This window comes from Paenibacillus chartarius (genome assembly GCF_042432825.1).
Taxonomy (GTDB): domain Bacteria; phylum Bacillota; class Bacilli; order Paenibacillales; family NBRC-103111; genus Gordoniibacillus; species Gordoniibacillus chartarius.
Map to the genome: position 1 here is coordinate 100,268 of NZ_JBHLWN010000105.1, position 20,377 is coordinate 120,644.

Here is a 20,377-nt window from a genome sequence, read left to right on the forward strand (position 1 = left end):
CTTGATTATTTACAGTTCTATCGATTCGAGCAAGCTGTCCAGCTCTTCGAGGGTCAGATCGTCATCGCCCAAATCGCTCGGCGTCAGCTCCGACGTCTCTTGGCGTAGGCAGTGCCCGATGACGTCCAGCAGACGGGCCATGAAGCGCTCGATCAGCGCTTCCGCCGTCGAAGCCTCATACTCCAATCCGTTGTAATGGAGCGCCAGCTTCAGTACGCCGTCCGCAACGATTCCGGTGACGTCCAGCGGCGCCGGACGCTCCGATTCTAAGCTGAACGGCAAGCCTGCATCGTACGCGGAAGGCCGCATAGCTCCGTCGCCGTCTTCGCTATTGCCGCTGCGGCTGTCGAATTGCCCCAAGTAGTTAAAGGAGATTTCCGGAGTCAGCTCCATGCCTTCCAGCTCACGCGTCATATACTTCAAAATCCCGTAGCCGACGCCCTTGTTCGGAATACGCCGCAGCGATTCCTTGGTCAGCTTGATCGTATACCCGAGATCGTCCGTTTTCTCCATATCGAGGACGACCGGATACTGGGACGTAAACCAGCCGACGGTTCGCGTAATGTCCACCTGCTCGGTAAACGGCTCGCGGCCGTGTCCCTCCAGATTGACGGCATGCAGCGCGCTTCCGCTCCAATCCTTCAGGGCAAGCCCCAACGCGGTCATGAGCAAGTCGTTGATTTCCGTCCGGTACGCGGTATTCGCATCCTTCAGCAGCTGGTCCGTCGCTTCCGAAGACAGCTGCCGCTCGATCGAACGCATATGCTTGACGAGATTGCAGCCCGCGGCATGATCCTTCGGCAGAGCGGCGACCGGCCGGTCGCTCAGCTTGCTCCAATATTCCGCTTCTTGCCGCAGTCTGTCGCTCGCCGCATACTCAGCCAGCTGCTGAGCCCAGTAACGGTACGAATCGGTCTTGGCCGGCAGCGCGATATCTTCAGCTGGCTTGCCTTCTTCCGCTTGTCTGTAGGCGTCCGCGAAATCCTCGAACAGAATGCGCCACGAGACGCCGTCGACAACCAGATGATGAATTGCGATCAGCAGGTGGTCGCCTTCTTCGGTCCGGAATAGACCGAGCTTGACGAGCGGCCCGTGCGCCAAATCCATATCTTCTTGAATTGCCGCAGAATGCCGTGCGATCGATTGCCGCACTTGTTCCTCGGAACGGCCGTGAAGCTCAATAACGTCCAGTGTAAAATGCTCCCCTTCGGCAGCGCCCGCATTGATTTGCCGTACAACGCCTTCGTGCATCGCGAATCTCATCCGCAGCGCATCATGATGCTCGGTGAGCTTGCGGAAAGCTTGACGCAGCGACGCTTCGCTCAGCGGACTCTTGCTGTAGATGAGCTCCGCTTGATTCCAATAGTGCATATCCGTAAACTGCCGTTCGAAGAACCAGCGCTGAATCGGCGTAAGCGGTGCTTCGCCTTCGACCGGCCCCTGCTCGATCGTCCGCTGGGCGGCCTGCAGCCTCGGACTCAGCTCGGCGATCGTCGGGTAGCGGAACAAGTCGCGGACCTCGAGACGCAGACCGTATTTGTTCAGCCTGGCCGCAACCTGAATCGCTTTGATCGAGTCGCCGCCAAGGTGGAAGAAATGGTCCTGCGTACCGATCCGCTCGATGCCGAGCACATCCTGCCAGATCCCGGCAAGCACGTGCTCGCGTTCGCTGGCCGGCGCTTCGTACGCCGCTGCGTCCGTCACACTGCCGCGGTCCGGCGCCGGCAAAGCCCGGCGGTCCACCTTGCCGTTCGGCGTTACCGGCAAACGCTCCAGCTGAACAATGAACGCCGGCACCATGTATTCCGGAAGAACGGAGCCAAGCGATGCCTTAACAGCTGCAGCATCGACTTGCCCGTCGGCGGTCACGTAAGCACACAAGTATTTCTGCTGGCGATGATCGTCCAATGCGAGTACGACCGCTTCTTTTACTCCTGTCTGGCGAAGCAGTGCGCCTTCAATCTCGCCCAGCTCGATCCGGTAGCCGCGCACCTTTACCTGGTGGTCGATACGGCCGATATAGTCGATCCGGCCGTCCGGGAGCCAGCGTGCGGCATCGCCGGTCCGGTACATCCGGGCTTCCGGCTCGAACGGATTGCGGACGAACCGTTCCGCCGTCATGTCCGGCAGCTGCGCATAGCCGCGGGCCAGGCCGCTGCCGGCAATGCACAGCTCTCCGGCTACGCCGACCGGAGCCGGCTGTCCGTCCGCGCCGAGAATGTAAATGTTCGTGCCTTGAATCGGACGGCCGATCGTAATGGTGCCGTCAGGCTGCAGGTCGCGTTCGATCGTCGCCACAACGCTGCTTTCCGTCGGTCCGTACTCGTTGACGATTTCCACGCCGGCGCGAACCGCTTTGCTCAGGGCAACCACATTATTCGTTACTTTCTCGCCTGCCAGCGTAACGATCCGCAGCGAAGCCGCATCCTGCTCGCTCATGCACTCCAGCACACCCGCATACAAGCTCGGTACGGAGATGAAATGCGTAACGCCATGACGGACGATGCTGTCCTTGATCGACACCGGGTTCTTCGCGTCGTCTTCGCCTAACAGGACGACGGTGGAGCCGGCCACAATCGGCGTGTAGAACGATGTAACGAAGCCGTCGAAGGCAAACGAGAACAGCTGCAGCACGCTGTCTGCCGTCGTTAAGCCGTATTCTTCCTTACGCCACCAAATATTGCGGGCGATGCTGCGGTGCTCGATCATAACGCCCTTCGGCTTGCCGGTCGTACCCGACGTATAGATGATATAAGCCAGGTGATCCGGACCGCTTGCCGGCGCAAGATCGGCTCCATCTCCCGCATACAGAGACTCGTCGGCCAAATCCAGCCAGATCGCCGTCGATTCGGCATCGGCCGGGATCAGCTCCGCTTGCGCCAGCACGAATTCCGCTTCGCTGTTGTCCAGCATGTACGCGATGCGATCGGCCGGGTAAGCCGGATCGATCGGCATATACGCGCCGCCTGCCTTCAGCACGGCCAGCATGCCGACGATCATGTCGAACGAACGGTGCGCCATGACGCCCACGACGCATTCCGGCTTCACGCCGCGGTCCCGAAGCGTTCTGGCGAGCCGGTTCGCTCGCTCGTTCAGCTGTCCGTACGTCATCCGCTCCGAACCAAGCGCGAGCGCCGTTTGCTCCGGCACCGCCGCCGCCTGCAGCTCGAACAATCCGTGCAGCGTTTCGGACGGCGTGTCGATCGTACCGGTCGCATTGAAATCGTTCAGCAGCTGCTGCTTTTCCTGAGGGCTAAGCATATCGATTTCGGCTAGCGCCCGCGTCGGATCCGATACCGCCTCCCGCAGCAGCTGTACGTAGTGGCCGGCCATTCTGGCCATCGTTTCTGCGCGGAACAACGCCGTACTGTACTCCCAGCTCAGCGCCAGCCTTCCTTCTTCCTCAATCGCCATCAGCGTCAGATCGAACTTCGAGACGGCGTTTTCGTAGTCGTACGGCTGTACGGTCAGACCATCCAGCACGACCGCTTCACGGTCCATATTTTGCAAAATGAATACCGTATCGAACAACGGGTTCCGGCTCAAATCGCGATGAAGCTGCAGCTTCTCGACCAGCGTCTCGAACGGATAATCCTGATGCTCGTAAGCTTCGTAGGCTCCCCGTTTGACTTCCTCCAGGAACTCAAGGAACGTCTTGCCGCTTTCCGGACGGCTGCGCATCGGCAGCGTATTGACGAACATGCCGATCAGGTTGAGCGTATCGGCATGCGTACGCCCGGAAATCGGCGTACCGACGACGACATCGGTTTGGTTCGTATATTTCGATAGCAGCACCTTGTAAACCGCTAGCAGCACCATAAACAGCGTCGAACCTGTATCGGCAGCGAGTTTGTTCAAACAGCGCAGCAGCTCCGCATCGGCGCCGAAGGCGTAATACGCGCCCTCCAGACTGCGGACGGCCGGTCGCGGCGCGTCGGTCGACAAGTCCAGCACTGGCAGCTCGTCGCCGAAACGGTCCAGCCAGAACGCTTCGTGTTTGCGCATCGTTTCGGATTGGAACAGCTGCTGCTGCCATACGGCGAAGTCCTTATACTGCACTTCAAGCTCTCCGAGCGCGTCGCCGCGGTACAGCTGCACGAATTCACGGATGAGCACGCTCATCGACACACCGTCGGATACGATATGGTGCATATCGAACAGCAAGAGGTGCTCCTCAGCCCGGTCGGTCAGACGGATGGCACCGACGCGCAGCAGCGGCGCCTGTGCGAGGTCGAACGGTCTAACGAACTGCTCGATCAGCTGAAGCGCGTCAGCTTCGGACGATTCCATCCATTCGAACGTCAGCTCCGCATCGGCATGTACCCGCTGCATCGGCTGTGCATCCACTGAATGGAACGATGTGCGCAGCGATTCGTGGCGGCGGATCAGCCGGACGAATACCGACTCCAGCTTGCCGCGATCCAGCGTACCGGTCAGGCGCAGAACGCCCGGCATATTGTATCCGGTGCCCGCTCCTTCCAGCTGATCGAGAACGAACAGCCTCATCTGGGCGGAAGAAAGCGGGTAGTACTCCGCTTCAGGTGCAGGGCGCAGAGAGAGATCTCCTGCCGCCGCCGCTGCGGATCGGATGTATGCGGCCAGGTCGCGAATCGTCGCCGTTTCGAATACTGTGCGAAGCGGCACCTCCACCTGGAACTCCCGGTACAGCTGCGATACGAGCATCATTGCCTTCAGCGAATGGCCGCCGAGCGCGAAGAAATTGTCCGTCATGCCGACTCGTTCAGCGGCCATAACGTCACGCAGCAGCTCTTCGAGCAATCCGGCCAGCTTCGCCTCAAGCTCGTCTTCCGGAGGAGCGTAATCGCGCTGTCCCATCAGCTCCGGATCCGGAGCCGGCAGCGCCTTCGTGTCGAGCTTACCGTTCGGAGTTAGCGGAAGCTTCTCCAGCACGATGAAATAGGAAGGGATCATGTAAGCCGGCAGCTGGCGCGCCAATCTCGACTGCAGGTCTTGCGGCACAACCGCTCCAGCCTCCATGACAAGGTACGCGCTCAAGTACGTGCCGCTGCTGCTATAGTCGCTGCGAGCCAGTACAACGGCTTCTTTCACTTCATCCTGCTGCAGCAAACTTGCCTCAATTTCCCCGAGCTCGATCCGATAGCCGCGGATTTTCACCTGGTGGTCGACACGTCCGACAAAATCGATCGTCCCGTCCTGCAGCCAGCGGGCCAAGTCGCCGGTACGGTACATCAGCTCGCCCGGCTCCCACGGACAAGGCACGAATTTGTCCGCCGTCAGCTCCGGCTGATTCAGATACCCTCTGGCAAGACCGCGACCTGCGATGCACAGCTCGCCGCGGACTCCGATCGGCTGCAGCTGCATCGAGCTGTCCACGATGTATACGCGCGTATTCGCAATCGGCGAGCCGATCGTCACCGGCTTGCCGGCGTCAAGACCGCTCAAGATCGTCGTAACGACGCTGCTTTCCGTCGGACCGTATTCATTATGCAGCTTCAGCTGAGGATTGAGCGCCGCACTTTTGGCGATCAATGCCGGAGGTACCTTCTCCCCGCCAAGCGTCACCGCCTTGAGCGGCTGCGCCTCTTCCGGGCTGAGCATATCGAGCAGTGCGCCGTATAAGCTCGGCACCGCGCTGAAATGTGTAATTCGTTCCGTCGCAACGTACCGCTTCAGCGCTACCGGATCTTTGGCTTCATCGTCGCGGACGATTACCGAAGCCGCGCCGGCCGCCATCGGAGCGAAGAAGCTGCCGACGAAGGCGTCGAAGGCGTAGGACAGCAGCTGCAATACCCGGTCGCCCGGAGCAAAGCCGTACTCGTCACAGCGCCAAACGATCGTATTGACGATGCTGCGGTGCTCGATCATAACGCCCTTCGGGCGCCCCGTCGTTCCCGACGTGTAGATGACATAGGCAAGGTCCGCCGGCCTGTTGATATGCTCAAGATCAGCGCCGTCTCCGGTGTAGGAATCCGCGTCGTCCAGCCTGAACGTGATGCCGCCGAACGTCGCCGCCGAGCTAATCCCGGTTTGCGTAAGCAATATATCCGCTCTGCTGTCCGCCAGCATATACTCGATCCGCTCCTGCGGATAATCAGGATCGATCGGCACATAGGCCGCTCCGGACTTTAGCACCGCCAGCAGCGCGACCGCCATATCGGCGGAGCGGTTCGCCAGTACGGCCACGATCCGTTCCGGACCGGCGCCGTTCGTGCGGAGCGTGGTCGCAAGACGGTTCGCACGCTCGTTCCATTCCCGGTAGGTCAGCGTCATACCGCCGAAGACGATCGCCGGGAGCTCCGGCGCGAGGCGCACGCGCTCCTCGATGAGCCCGTGCAGCAGCTCCGTGGCTGGCGGCACCGTTGCCGTTTGATTGAAGGAGACGGTCAGCTGGCGTACCTCTTCTTCCGACAGCAGGCTCAGCGAGGCAATGCTCGCGTCAGGCTGCCCGGTTACGGCCCGGATAAGCTGCATAAGCTGGCGGGACATACGGGCTACTGTCGCTTTGCCGAACAGCTTTGTCGCGTATTCGAGCACAAATTCGATGCCTTCCTCCGTCTCCGTTGCCTCAAGCGTCAAATCGAACTTCGTCATAACCTGCTCGGTTTCGAACGGGCGGAACGTGACGCCTTCCAGCTGGAACGGCTGTTCATCGGTATTTTGCAAAATAAACATCGTGTCGAACACCGGATTGCGGCTCAGATCGCGCGTGACGCCCAGCTTCTCCACCAGCAGCTCGAACGGATAATCTTGATGCTCGTATGCGCCGAGCAGACGGCCTTTCACAACGGCAAGCAATTCACGGAACGTCATCCGTTCATCCATCTGCGTGCGAATCGCAAGCGTGTTGACGAACATCCCGACGATGCCGCCCAAATCCGCATGCGACCGCCCTGCCGTCGGCGTGCCGACAATCAGGTCCGTTTGACCGCTGTATTTGGACAGCAATACGTTATAGACGGACAGAAGCACCATGTACAGCGTCGTTCCGGTATCGGCCGCGAGGCGATTCAGCTGATCGCGCAGCTCCGAGCCCGTACCGAACGAAAGACGCGCTCCTTCGAAGCTTTGAATCGACGGCCGCGGGTAATCGGTCGGCAGGTCCAGCACCGGCAAGTCTTCTGACAGCTGCTCCAGCCAGTACGCTTCCTGCTTCCGCAAATAGTCCGATGTGAACAAACCGTTCTGCCAAGCTGCAAAATCTTTGTACTGCACGCTCAGCTCAGGCAGCTCGGCATCGGCGTACAAGGCGGCGAATTCGTTCACGATAATGCTCATCGATACGCCGTCGGAAACGATATGATGCATATCGAACAGGAACAGGTGCCGGTCTTCCGCGAGCTTCACCAGCCCTACACGGAGGAGCGGCGCACGGCTAAGGTCGAACGGGCGAACGAACTCGTCGGCCAGACGCTCCAGCTGTGCCGGATCGGCGTCATAACCTTCCGCAACCTCCAGCTGGAATGAAGTATCCGGATGCACACGCTGTACCGGTTCCCCATTTTCCATATGGAACGATGTGCGCAGCGACTCATGGCGGCGGATCAGCGCCCGGAAGGCCGCTTCCACCTTCGACGGATTTACAGGTCCTTCCAGCAGCATGGAATCCGGCATGTTGTAGCTCGTTCCTGCGCCTTCGATTTGATTCAAAATATACAGTCGCTTCTGTGCCGACGACAGCTCATACGATTCGCGGGCTTCGATCGGCAGAATCGCGGCGAATGGAGCAGCGGCTCCCGTCTCCTCGTCGATGAACCGCGCCATTTGCGCTGCAGTCGGCGCTTCGAAGACGAGTCGCAGCGGCAGCGCCACGCCAAACGCCTTGTGTACGTGCGATACGAGTGACATGGCCTTCAACGAATGCCCGCCCAGCTGGAAGAAATCGTCGTTTACACCGATGCCTGTCGTACCCAACACCGCTTCCAGCACCTCGACGAGCCGCTTTTCCGTTTCCGTTGCCGGCGCGGCATAGGCCGTCGCCTTCAGCTGAAGTCCCGCCGGCTCCGGCAGCGCTCTGCGGTCGATTTTCCCGTTCGGTGTCAGCGGCATCCGCTCCAGTACGACCAGATGAGACGGCACCATGTAGGACGGCAGCGCCTCCGCCAAATGCGCCTGCAGCTCTTGGAACGTCGGCTGTCTGGCTGCAACGATATACGCGCACAAATATTTGTCGGCATCGGCACCCTCCCGTGCGACGACAACCGCTTCGCGGATGTCCGGATGCTGCAGCAGCCGCGCTTCGATTTCACCGAGCTCGATCCGGTAGCCGCGCACCTTCACTTGATGGTCGTCCCGGCCGAGGAACAGCATGTTTCCGTCCGGCATCCACTTCGCCAGGTCACCGGTCCGGTACAGACGATCCCCTTCGATATACGGGTTCGCAATAAATTTGTCGGCCGTCAGCTCTTCCCGGCCCCAATAGCCGCGGGCGACGCCGGCCCCGCCGATGTGCAGCTCGCCGGCAATGCCGATCGGCGCCAGCTTGCCTGCCGTGTCAAGCACATAGTAGGCCATGTTCGGCAATGGCTTGCCGATCGGCGTGCTGCCCGCCGCTGGCAGCGCGTCGACCGATTCCTCGTAATAGCTCGAATCGATCGCCGCCTCTGTCACCCCATAGCTGTTAATGATCCGCATTTGCCCGCCGAAGCGGTTCAGCAGCTTGCGGAACTCCTCGACAGGACAGCTGTCCGAGCCGAGAATCAGCAATCTCAGGAAGGAAACATCCAAGCCTTGCTCATATATGTGCTGCATGAGCGGCGCAATCAGCGCAGGCGTCGATTCGAAAATATTGATTTCGCAGCTGCGGATAAGCTCATACAGCGATACGGGGTCGAGCTTCACATCGTTCGGACAAACGATCAGCTGGCCGCCGTTCAAGAGCGCGCGTGCCATATCGCCGGCGAACACGTCGAACGAGAAGCTGGCCATCTGCAGCAGCCGTACCGGGAACTTCTCCAGCTCGTACTGCTCCTTCCAGGCATACGCCACGTTCATGTACTGACGATGCTCGATCATGACGCCCTTCGGCTTGCCGGTCGTCCCCGACGTATAGATGATATAGGCCAAGTGATGAGGAGCAGCCTCATCGCCCGCCGTTACGTTCTCTTCAGCCTCTCCGGCTGCGAGCGCATCCTCCAGAACAACGATGTCGCCCTGGAAGGTAGCGGCGGGAAGCAGTGCGCGCTCCGTAACGAGCCACGAGCTCCGGCTGTCCTCCAGCAAATATTCGATCCGGTCGCGCGGATATTCCGGGTCGATCGGCAAGTAGGCGCCCCCGGCCTTCATGACCGCAAGAGCAGCCGTAATCATCTCGACGGAACGGCCGATCATCACGCCGACGATCCGATCCGGCCCAACTCCCTTGCTGCGGAGCACATGAGCCAGCGCATTGGCGCGGCGGTTCAGCTCTTCATAAGTCAGCGTAACGCCGCCTGCCGTCACCGCAGCCAGATTCGGCGTACGCGCCGCCTGCGCTTCGAAGGCGCGATGGAACGTCGCATCCTGCGGGTAAGACCGCTTCGTATCGTTAAACTCGACGAGGAGACGGCGCTTCTCTTTTTCCGTCAGCATGTCGATGTCCATTAACCTCAGCTGCGGATCGGCTGCGACCGCTTCAAGCAGCTGGACATAATGCTCGGCCACGCTTTCCGCCGTGGCCCGGCTGAACAGCTTCGTCGCATATTCCAGTTCGAACGTCAAGTGCGTTTCCGACTCGTAGGCGTCCAGCGACAGGTCGAACTTCGCCGTCTTGTTATCCAAGGCGCAAGGCGAGAAGACAAGACCGTCGAAAGCCATTTCCGCCTGCGCGGCCGCCTGATGGCTGAACATCACATCAAACAGCGGATTGCGGCTCAAATCACGCCGGATCGCCAGCTTGTCGATCAGCTGCTCAAACGGATATTCCTGATGCTCCAGCGCTTCAAGCGAAAGCTCTCGCACCTGCAGCAGCAAGTCGCGGAAGCTCATGCCGGCCTCCGGGCGGGCACGGAGCGCGAGCGTTCCGACGAACATGCCGATCAGCTGCTGAACGGCTGCGCTCGTACGTCCCGCCACCGGTGTGCCGACGACGATATCGGATTGGCCGGAATATTTGTGCAGGAGCGCATAGAAGGCAGCTAACAGAACCATGTAGGTCGTTGTACCGGTTGCGGCGCCAATCCGCTGCAGCTTCCCGAACAGCTCCGGCGAGGCCGAGAAGGAGATGCGGTCGCCATCGAAGCTTTGCACGGCAGGTCTCGCATAATCGGTCGGCAGCATCAGCACCGGGATGTCTCCGGAAAGCCGGTCGAGCCAATACGCTTCCATCGCCTCCATGCGCAACGATTGCATACGGTCGTTCGACCAAATCGCATAATCGGTATATTGTACCGGCAGCTCCGGAAGCGCCAAACCGCGGTACAGCATCGCAAACTCTTCGAGCAGGATGCGAATCGACGAGCCGTCCGTGACGATATGGTGCATATCGACCATGAGCAAGCACCGCTGCCCGCCAACCTTCGCCAAGCCCACACGCAACAGCGGAGCGGCGGCAAGATCGAACGGACGGACAAAGTCAGCCAGCGCACGAACCGCTTCGTTCTCATCGCATTCCCGGTATTCGATGGCGAACGGGATATCCCGCTCTTCATGCACGACCTGCACGGCCTCCCCGTCGATCGCCGTAAACGAGGTGCGCAGCGATGCATGGCGGCGGATCAGCTCGCGGAACGCAGCTTCCAGACGTGCCGTGTCCACCGTCCCCGAGATCCACATCGCGTCAGGCATGTTGTAGCTCGTGCTTTCGTTCCCCTCAAATTGCTGTAAAATGTAAATCCGTTTCTGTGCCGACGATAACGGATAATAATCCCGCTTCGCTTCGCTTCGGATCGGCGCATCGGCAGTCTGCTGTCCGCTGCCGGCCAATGCAGCTTCGATATAAGCGCTCATCGCTTCGACGGTCGGCGTCTCGAACAGCGTGCGCAGCGGCACGTCGACGCCGAATTGCGCATTCGTCTTCGCCAGCAGCGACATCGCCTTCAGCGAATGACCGCCGAGCTCGAAGAAGTGATCGAGCGCACCGACGCGCTGCACCTGCAGCGCGTCCTGCCAGAGCTGCGCTACCGCCTTCTCCAGCGCTGTCCGGGGCTCAACGTATTCGGCTGTGCCGATCGCCGCCGTCATCGACAGCTCCGGCAGCGCCTTGCGGTTCACTTTCCCGTTCGGTGTCAGCGGCATGTCGGCAAGCTCGATGAAGTAAGAAGGCACCATGTACGCCGGGAGCCGGTCCGCCATAAATTTACGCAGCTCCGATGCCGCCTCCGGCGTTTCGGTAACCACATACGCGCACAAATATTTGTTGCCCTGGGCATCGGTACGGTCGATCACGGCGGACTGCTTCATCTGCGGGTGAAGCGCCAATACCGCCTCCAGCTCGCCGAGCTCGATCCGGTAGCCGCGCACCTTCACCTGATAATCGCTGCGTCCGATGTATTCCAGGCTGCCGTCCGGAAGCCAGCGGGCCAGGTCGCCGGTCCGGTACAGCTTCGTCCCCGGCCGGAACGGATTCGGAGCGAACTTCTCCGCGGTCAGTTCCTCGCGGTCCTTGTAGCCGCGCGCCAAGCCGTCGCCGGCGATCACCAGCTCGCCCGGCACGCCGACCGGCAGAAGCTGCAGCCGTTCGTTCACGATATACACTTGCGTATTCAGAATCGGATACCCGATATTGATATGCTCTTCGTCCGTCAAGTCCTTAACCATGGACCAGACCGTCGTTTCCGTAGGGCCGTACATATTGTAGATGCGGGCGCGGGTCGCCCGCTTCAGGTCGGCGAGCAGCAGACGAGGGAACGCCTCGCCGCCGACGAGAACGGCGCGCAGCCCCGCCAAGCATGCCAGTCCTTCTGCGCTGTCGCGAATCAGCTGCATACGCGACGGTGTCGTCTGCATGACATCGATGCGTTCGCGGCGCACAAGCTGGGCCAGCAGCTGCGGATCCCGCTGCTCGGCTTCCGACGCCATGACGACGCGTAAACCGAAGCTTAATGCATACAGCGTCTCCAATACGAAAATATCAAACGAAATCGTCGTCAAACAAAGCATAGAAACGCCCGGCTCGAACTCAAACGTACGCTGCATCGCATGAATGAAATTGTTGACCGTACGGTGCTCCAGCATGACGCCCTTCGGCCTTCCCGTCGAACCCGACGTATAAATCACATATGCCAAGTGACCGGCTTGAGAAGCCTCCTCCAGCTGCGATGCATCGTCCGCATACGAACCCGGATCATCCACATAAACGATTGGACGGCTATAATCGGCCGCGCCTTCCAGCGCCCTGCATGTGAGCAGCACCTGAGCGTCGCTGTCCTCCAGCATCAGCGCAATCCGGTCGGCGGGATATTCCGGATCGATCGGCACGTAGGCTCCGCCTGCTTTAAGTACGGCCAGCAGGGCGACGAGCATCCGCTCGCTGCGCGGCAGCATCAGCCCGACGAGACGATCCGCACCGACTCCATACGCTCTCAGCTTGCGGGCCAGCCGGTTAGCCTGCCCGTTAAGCTCCGCATAAGTCAAGCTGGCGTCGCCAAAGGCGACCGCAATGGCATCGGGTGTACGCTCCGCTTGTTCTTCAATGAGACGATGCACGGTTTTATCTTGAGGGTATTCGCCGGCCGTCGCATTGAAGCTTTCCACAATTTGCCGCTTCTCCTGCTCCGTCATCAACTCGACGGCGCCCAGCTCTACCGTCGGATCAGCCGTCACCGAGCGGAGCACTTCCACGTAGTGGTTCAGCATCCGTTCGGCGCTCTCCCTGCGGAACAGCTTCGTGCAATATTCCAACACGAGATGCAGGCCTTGCTCTGTCTCTCTAACGTCCAGCGACAGATCCGCCTTGGCGATCTTCTCCTGAACCGGATACGGGGTGCAGTTCACACCTGCAAACTCCAGCTTCTCCATCTCGATATTGTTCAAGCTGAACATCGTATCGAACAACGGATTGCGGCTAAGATCGCGGCGGACGTTGAGCTTCTCGAGCAAGTCCTCGAACGGGACCTGCTGATGCTCGAACGCCAGCAGCGTACGCTCCTTGACCTGCTCCAAGAACGCCTGGAAGGTCAATCCGCTTTCCGGCTGGCTGCGAATCGGCAGCGTATTGACGAACATGCCGACGATGCCGGCGGTTTCTTCACCCGGACGGCCGGCTACCGGAGTACCGACGATAATGTCCTCCTGACGCGAATAACGAGCAAGCAGCACTTGATATGCGGCGAGCATCACCATATACAGCGTCGCTCCGCTTTGTGCGGCAAGACGGTTCAGGGCGGCACGCAATTCGTCGTCAATGCCTGCCGTCAGCATATCGCCTTCGAAGCTTTGCACCGGCGGGCGCTGGTAATCATAAGGCAGCTCGAGCACCGGAAGCTCGCCGGACAGCATCTCCGCCCAAACCCGCTCCTGATTGCGGCAGTCATCGGAAGTCGTCCAGCTTCGCTGCCATACGGCATAATCCTTGTACTGCAGCTCAAGCGGCGGCAGCGTTTCACCGGCATACAGACGCATCAGCTCACTGACAATCAGAGCGATGGAGATGCCGTCGGACACGATATGATGCATATCGACCAGCAGCACATGCCGATTCGTCCGATCGGTAACCTTGACTAAGCCGACTCTGATGAGCGGCGCTTGGCCAAGATCGAACGGGCGTACGAAGCGGTCGATCGCTACGTTGACAAGCTCTTCGCTCGTCTCGCCGATTTCAAGAGCAAATTCGGCCTCATCCCGAACAAGCTGCCGCGGCTCGCCGTCAACCAGCTTGAACGAGGTCCGCAGCGACTCATGACGCTGAATCAAGCTGACAAAAGCACGCTGCAGCCGTACGGCGTCTATCGCTCCTTCCAGCATCATCGCCGCAGGTATGTTGTAAGCCGTTCCTGCCCCTTCCAGCCGATCGAGCACGAACAAGCGCTTCTGAGCGGAAGATAGCGGATATGCAGCCTGAACCGCCGCAGGACGAATTTTATTATCGGTAAGCGGCGCTTCTCCGCCGCCGATATTGGAAGCCTCCGCTGCCGTCGCTCGAGCTTCCGTCTTCTCCCGTTCGCGCGGAGCGGCGGTTCCGGACTTCTCGTCAATGCGAGCGGCCAGCTCTGCGATCGTAGAGTTTTTAAAAATCGTTCGCAGCGGAATTTTTGTCTTGAATTCCTTCAAGATTCGTGCGGCCAGAGTCGCCGCGCTAAGCGAGTGACCGCCGCTGCGGAAGAAGTCGTCGTGAGGGCCGAGCTCGGCCGTACCGAGAATCTCTTTCCAGATGGCGGCAAGCCGCTTTTCCGTTTCCGTAAGCGAAACCGAATGGCCGGCTTCAACAGCCGCCGGAGCTGCAAGCGGAGCCGAAAGCAAATCGACGGCTAGCTTGCCGTCCGCCGTCAACGGCAAACGCTCTAAGCGTACCCATACCGCCGGTACGAGGTGCGCCGGCAAGCGCTCCGCCAATCGGTCGCGCAGGTCGGCTTCATCCAAATCCGTTTCACCGACATAGTAAGCCGATAACGACATTCCCTGCCCGTCTTGAGCGGCAAGCACCACTGCATCCGCAACACCCGGAACGTCCGCCAACGCCGCCTCGACGGCGCCCAAGTCTACAACACAGCTGCGATCGTACACCAGCTGACCGACATCGCCTAGCACGTAAATTTCTCCGAGTGCCGAACGCTTCGCCCATACACCGGTTCGATACAAACGGGTTTCCCCGGTGAACGGGTTCGTAACGAAACGCTGCTCCGTCAGCTCCGGACGATTCCAATATCCCGTTCCTACCGTGTCGCCGCCGAGTACCAGCTCGCCGGCGACTCCATAAGGCACAAGCTGCGCATTCCGGTCCACTACGAAAATGGCGGACGACGATTGCCGTATTTCAGCAATAGCATCGCCGAAGCCCGAATAAGCGACGCAGCCGCACGCCTCCGGAAGTCCATACAGCGCCGTTACCTTGATGCCGGCAAAGCGCCCTGCCGAGGCGCGCAGCTTGAACGGCCGGACCGGCTCGCCGCCAACCAGCACGTTACGAAGACGCAACCCGCTTTCGGCTCCATTCGGCGCTTCCAAGCGGACGAGCTCCCGCCATTCCGACGGCGTCAAGCAGACGACCGTTACGGCTTCGGCAGCGAGCAGCGCAAGAATCGACTCCGCAGTCCGGTTCAACGCGAGCGTTGGTGCGAGAACCAGCTTGCCTCCCGTCAGCAGAGCGCCGAACCATTCCCACAGCGAAAGCTCAAAGTCCGGCTTATGCAGAACCGTCCAGACGTCATCCGCACCGAACGTAATGGAACCTTCATCCATCCGTAGCCGTGCCAAAACTTGACGATGAGTCAGCATCAAGCCGGCAAAATCACGGCCTTGTGCTCCGTACATCAACAAGGCGGCATCGTCAGGGTTGCCGATCGCAGGCAGTGAGCCGCCGTCGGCAGCAAACATATCCTCGTTGCGTAAATCGACCGCGATACCGAAGAACGCATCTGCATGGACCGCCGCCTCTATGCCTTTACCGAGCACCGCTTGAGCGCCGCAATCTTGAAGCACGCTGCTCACAAAGTCGGCTGACGACGATGCGGCTATCGGCGCCGCGATCAATCCCGCCTTCAGAATCGCAAGCAGACCGATGAATGTCTCCGCTGACTCGTCGGCAAGCAGAACGGCGACGCCGCCATGCCCCGGCACATGGTTGCTTAACGTCTTGGCCAGCCGATTGGCTCTGTCGTTCAGGCTGCCGTAAGTCCATTCAATCCCGTCGCAAACGATAGCCGGACGATTCGGTTCAGCGGCAGCGAGCCGCTCAAACACCGGCACGATCGAAGCGGTACTTGGAGCTTCGGCCGATGCGGCCCGAGCTTGATCCAGCATCTGCTCCTTCTCTTCCGGAGCCAGCATGTCGATGGAGCCCAGGGTCACATTCGGATCCATCGTTACCGCCCGCAGCACATTCACATAATGCACAGCAAGCCGATCCATCGTCTCTTTACGGAACAGGGCCGTACAGAACTGCAATTTGAAACGGATATTGTCGGTCCATTCCAACGCTTCTATCAATAAGTCAAATTTGGAAATACCTTCATCCAATTCATGAATTTTGAATTTCAGTCCGTCGAACTCGATATCGACAATATCGTTCGCCAAGTGCACGAACATGGTATCGAACAGCGGGTTACGGCTCGTATCGCGCCCGAGGTCGAGCCTCTCGATCAACACATCCAGCGGATACTCCTGGCGCTCGTACGCTTCGAACAACGTTCCCTTGATATTTTGTACGAACTCGGCGAACGTCAACTCCGGCTTTGGAAACGCCCGAACCGCCAGCGAATTCACGAACATCCCGAAGATGCCTTCCGTATCCGGATGCGTACGCCCGGCAATCGGAGTGCCGACAACGATATCTTCCTGCGAAGTATATTTGTGCAGCAGCACCTGATATGCCGCCAGCAGCACCATATACGTCGTCGTGCCCGTCTTGGCCGCCGCCTGCCGCACCGCTTCCGTAAGCTCTGCGCCCGCATGGAACCAGAACCGGTCCCCCTCGAAGCTTTGCATCGGCGGTCGCGGATTATCGGTAGGCAAATCCAGCACAGGCAGCTCGCCGGCAAATTGCTTCAGCCAGTACGCTTCCTGCTCGCGCAGTGCGTCGCTTTCGAGCAGACGGTTATGCCAAGCGGAATATTCTTTGTACTGAACCTTAAGCTCCGGCAGCTCCAGCCCCCGGTACAAGGCGCTGAATTGCTGAAGGAACATTTGAACCGATACACCGTCGGAAATGATGTGATGCATGTCGATGAATAAGCTATGCCGCTCTTCGCCCAGCTTGACGAGCTGCAGCCGAAGCAGCGGAGCGACGGTCAAATCGAACGGCCGGATAAACGAATCGGAGATTCCCCGCAGCTGCTCCTCTGTCGCTTCAATATAAGGAATGTCCAGCTCTGCTTGGTCATGCACTTTCTGGAACGGAACGCCGTCCACCATCACGAACGATGTGCGCAGCGACTCGTGACGGTTCACAAGCGCCTGCATGGCGCCGTTTAATCGGTCGATCTCGAGCGGCCCGTCGATGGCTATCATGCCCGGCATGTTATAAGCGAGCGAGCTTTCATCCTCCATCAAATTGAGCAAATACATCCGTTTCTGCGCGGAGGAAACGGGATACAGCTCCTGCCTCTCAACCGGTGCGATCGGCTCGTACCGATTCGTTCCCGGGTCCTGCAGAATGCGCTCCAAAGATCCGGCCAATCCAGCTACGGTCAGCTTCTCGAACAGCTCGCGTAGCGGAAGCTCGACGCCAAACTGCTTATAGATGCCGGCCATAATGAGCATTGCCTTCAGCGAATCGCCGCCCAGCTCAAAATAATGATCATGCACCCCGACGCGATCGACGCCAAGCACGCTTTGCCAAATAGCCGCCAGCTTATGCTCGAGCTCCGTACGCGGAGCTGCGTATTCGGTGGCCGAGCCGCCGGCCGTATGATCCGGCACCGGCAGCGCCCGGCGGTCGATCTTGCCGTTCGGCGTCAATGGAAATGCTTCCAGCTGGATAAAATAAGACGGAACCATATAGTTCGGCAGCTCTGCCGCCACAAATTCCCGCAGCTCAGCCGGGCTGAGCTCGCGAGCGCCCGTCAAATAAGCGCACAAGTATTTATTGCCGCCGTCATCGGTACGATCGATGACCAACGTTTCTTTAATCGCCTCGTGCTTCATCAACCGCGCTTCAATATCGCCGCACTCGATCCGGTGTCCGCGAATTTTCACCTGATGATCGATTCGTCCCATATACTCCAGCGTTCCGTCCGGCAGCCAGCGGGCCAAGTCGCCCGTTTTGTACAGACGAACGCCGCGTTCCTGGCGGAACGGGTCTTCCCGGAACGCTTTCGCCGTTTTCTCCGGATCGTTCATATAGCCGCGTCCGACGCCGATGCCGGAAACGCACAGCTCGCCGACAACGCCGATCGGCATCAGGTTCATCCGTTCGTCGACCACATACACCTTCAAATTGCGAACCGGCTTGCCGATCGGCATCACTTCGCTCTCCGGTGCACGGTCCAAAATATGAAGCGTAATATCGTCGCAGGCTTCCGTAGGTCCGTATGCATTGACCACTTTGACATGCGTATACCGCTCGAACCAACGACGCACCAGATGCGGCTTGGCGGCTTCGCCCGTAACGAGTAAATAACGCAAAGCGGACAGCTTCACATCAAGCTCCATCTCCAGCAGCGCCGCCATGAACGACACGACGACCTCCAGGACGGTAACGCCGTCCTGCTCCACTTCGGCGATGAACGCTCGCGGATTCAAAATCAGCTCATTCGGATAAATTGCCGTAGTTCCGCCGAGCGTGAGTGCCGTAACGAACTGCCATACGGAAATATCGAAGCAATGCGGGGCGTTCTGCGCCATGACGCACCACTCGTCCATGCACAGCTCTTCCACCATCGCATCGATATGATTCAGCATGCCGGCATGCTCGAGCATGGCGCCCTTCGGCTTGCCGGTTGAGCCTGACGTATAGATCATATAGGCAAGCTGTTCGGGAGCGACAACCACATCTAAATTTGCTGCAGACAGCTGCTCCAGCTCCGCAGCCGCCAAATCCAATTCATAAAATTCGCATGCGGAAAGCGCATCCTTAAGCTCTCCGGTCACAAACCCCGATTCCGTCAGCACGACGCGCGCCCCCGAATCGGAGATCATGTCCAGAATACGCTGCTGCGGATATTCCGGATCGACCGGCACATAAGCGCCGCCGGCCTTCCAAATCGCCAAGATGCATTCGACCATGAGGGGCTTGCGGTCAAGCAAAATCGCAACCCGGTCGTCACGGCCGACGCCTCGTGCGGCAAGAGCCCGAGCTAACCGGTTCGCACGCTCATTCAGCTCCCGGTATGTCACACGCGCATCGCCGCATTTTACGGCAATCCGCTCCGGTACGCGCTCTACTTGCCTCTCAAATGCTGCGATTGTCGTAAGTCCCGGCTCCATGTCCGCATCCGTGGCATTGAATTGCTCGAGGATGAGACGCTTTTCCTCCGGCGGGCACAGCTCCAGCTCCGCCAGCTTCTTGTCCGGATGAACGACGGCGTCCTCAACCAGCATCAGCAGATGGCGGCAAATCCGATGAATGTCCTCGCTCGAGAACATTTCCTTCCGGTAGTCGATCGCGATTTGGAGCTCGCCGGTATCGTAGCGATCCTTGACCGAAACGGCCAAATCATTGATTTCGTGGCCGACAAAATGCTGCTGCGCCACGTACGACATGCCGTCCTTTTCCTGCCAGCCCATCACCACATATTCCAGCGTCAAGCCAAACAACGAGTTGACGTCCGGTCTTCTCGTTTTAATATCGTTCAGTATACTGTTGTAAGGATACTTCTGATGACGAAGCACGAGCATTTGCTCTTTGAACACGTTCCGGGCAAACGATATGAAATCCGCTTCCGGCTCCAGCAGCACGCGCATCGGCGTCGTACTGACGAACATGCCGGGCAACTGCTTCTCTTTGGCATTCGTCCGGTTCGCGAAGAAGGTGCCGAGCACCAAATCCTGATGGCCGGTAAGCCTATAGCAGTACGTGTACAGAACCGCCAAGAACAACGTCAATATCCCCAGGTTATGTTCCTGGCAAAATGCCCTGATCCGCTGCTCCAGCTCCTGCGGAACGGCAAACAATTCCCGCTCCGCTTCCGTTCGAATATTGTAGCTGTCCGCCGGCTTTAAGGAAGTAAACTCCGGAATCGTGGCGAACTTTTCGTTCCAGAACTGCTTGTCCTTCTGGTAACGGTCCGACGTCCTATATTGCTCATCGATCTGTATGTACTCCACGTAGGAAGGACGAGGTCCTTCCGGCTCCCCTTTGCCTGCGATCAGATCCACGTAAATATCGAGAATCTCGCTGTTCGCCAGTACCATGCCTGTCGCGTCCGACACCGTATGGTTCATTTTGATGATATACCAGCCTTCAAACTCACCGACCCGGGCAATCTTGAACTCGAACAAGTCGGCATCGTAGAACGGCATCGGCTTGCGGAACTCTTCGTCCGCCCACGCCTCCAGCTCCCTTTCGCCGCTGCCTGTCATGTCCACGATGTCGATATGGAACGGGCGGTAAGGCGCCACGTACTGCTTCGGCTCGCTGCCCGGTTCGTACAACATGCGCAACCTGGCCGTATCATGAAGCCGCACATAGTGCTGAATCGCCTGTCTCATCAACTCCGTGTCGAAAGGCTGCTCGGTCTTGATGCGCACCGTTCCCCCAATGGTCGTAATACCGAGTCCCGGGTAAAAATTTTCCGTATACCAAATTCTCTTCTGCGCGTCGGTTAACGGATATGTCACTGTCGATGAGCTGTACATCAGTTTCCCTCCACCATAGTCTCTCTTA

General features: G+C 59.1%; 1 protein-coding gene. It reads right to left on the reverse strand.

Annotated elements, in window-relative coordinates; translation table 11 throughout:
* Positions 1–9 precede the first annotated feature (9 nt).
* Positions 10–20,349 (reverse strand): non-ribosomal peptide synthase/polyketide synthase, encoded by a 20,340-nt coding sequence (locus ACFFK0_RS26245; RefSeq protein WP_377473535.1) that lies wholly within the window; start codon positions 20,347–20,349, stop codon positions 10–12.
* Between the last annotated feature and the right edge of the window lie 28 nt (positions 20,350–20,377).

Coding starts and splice junctions, on each gene's coding strand:
- ACFFK0_RS26245 (WP_377473535.1), bottom strand. CDS start 20,349: ATGTACAGCTCATCGACAGTGACATATCCGTTAACCGACGCGCAGAAG.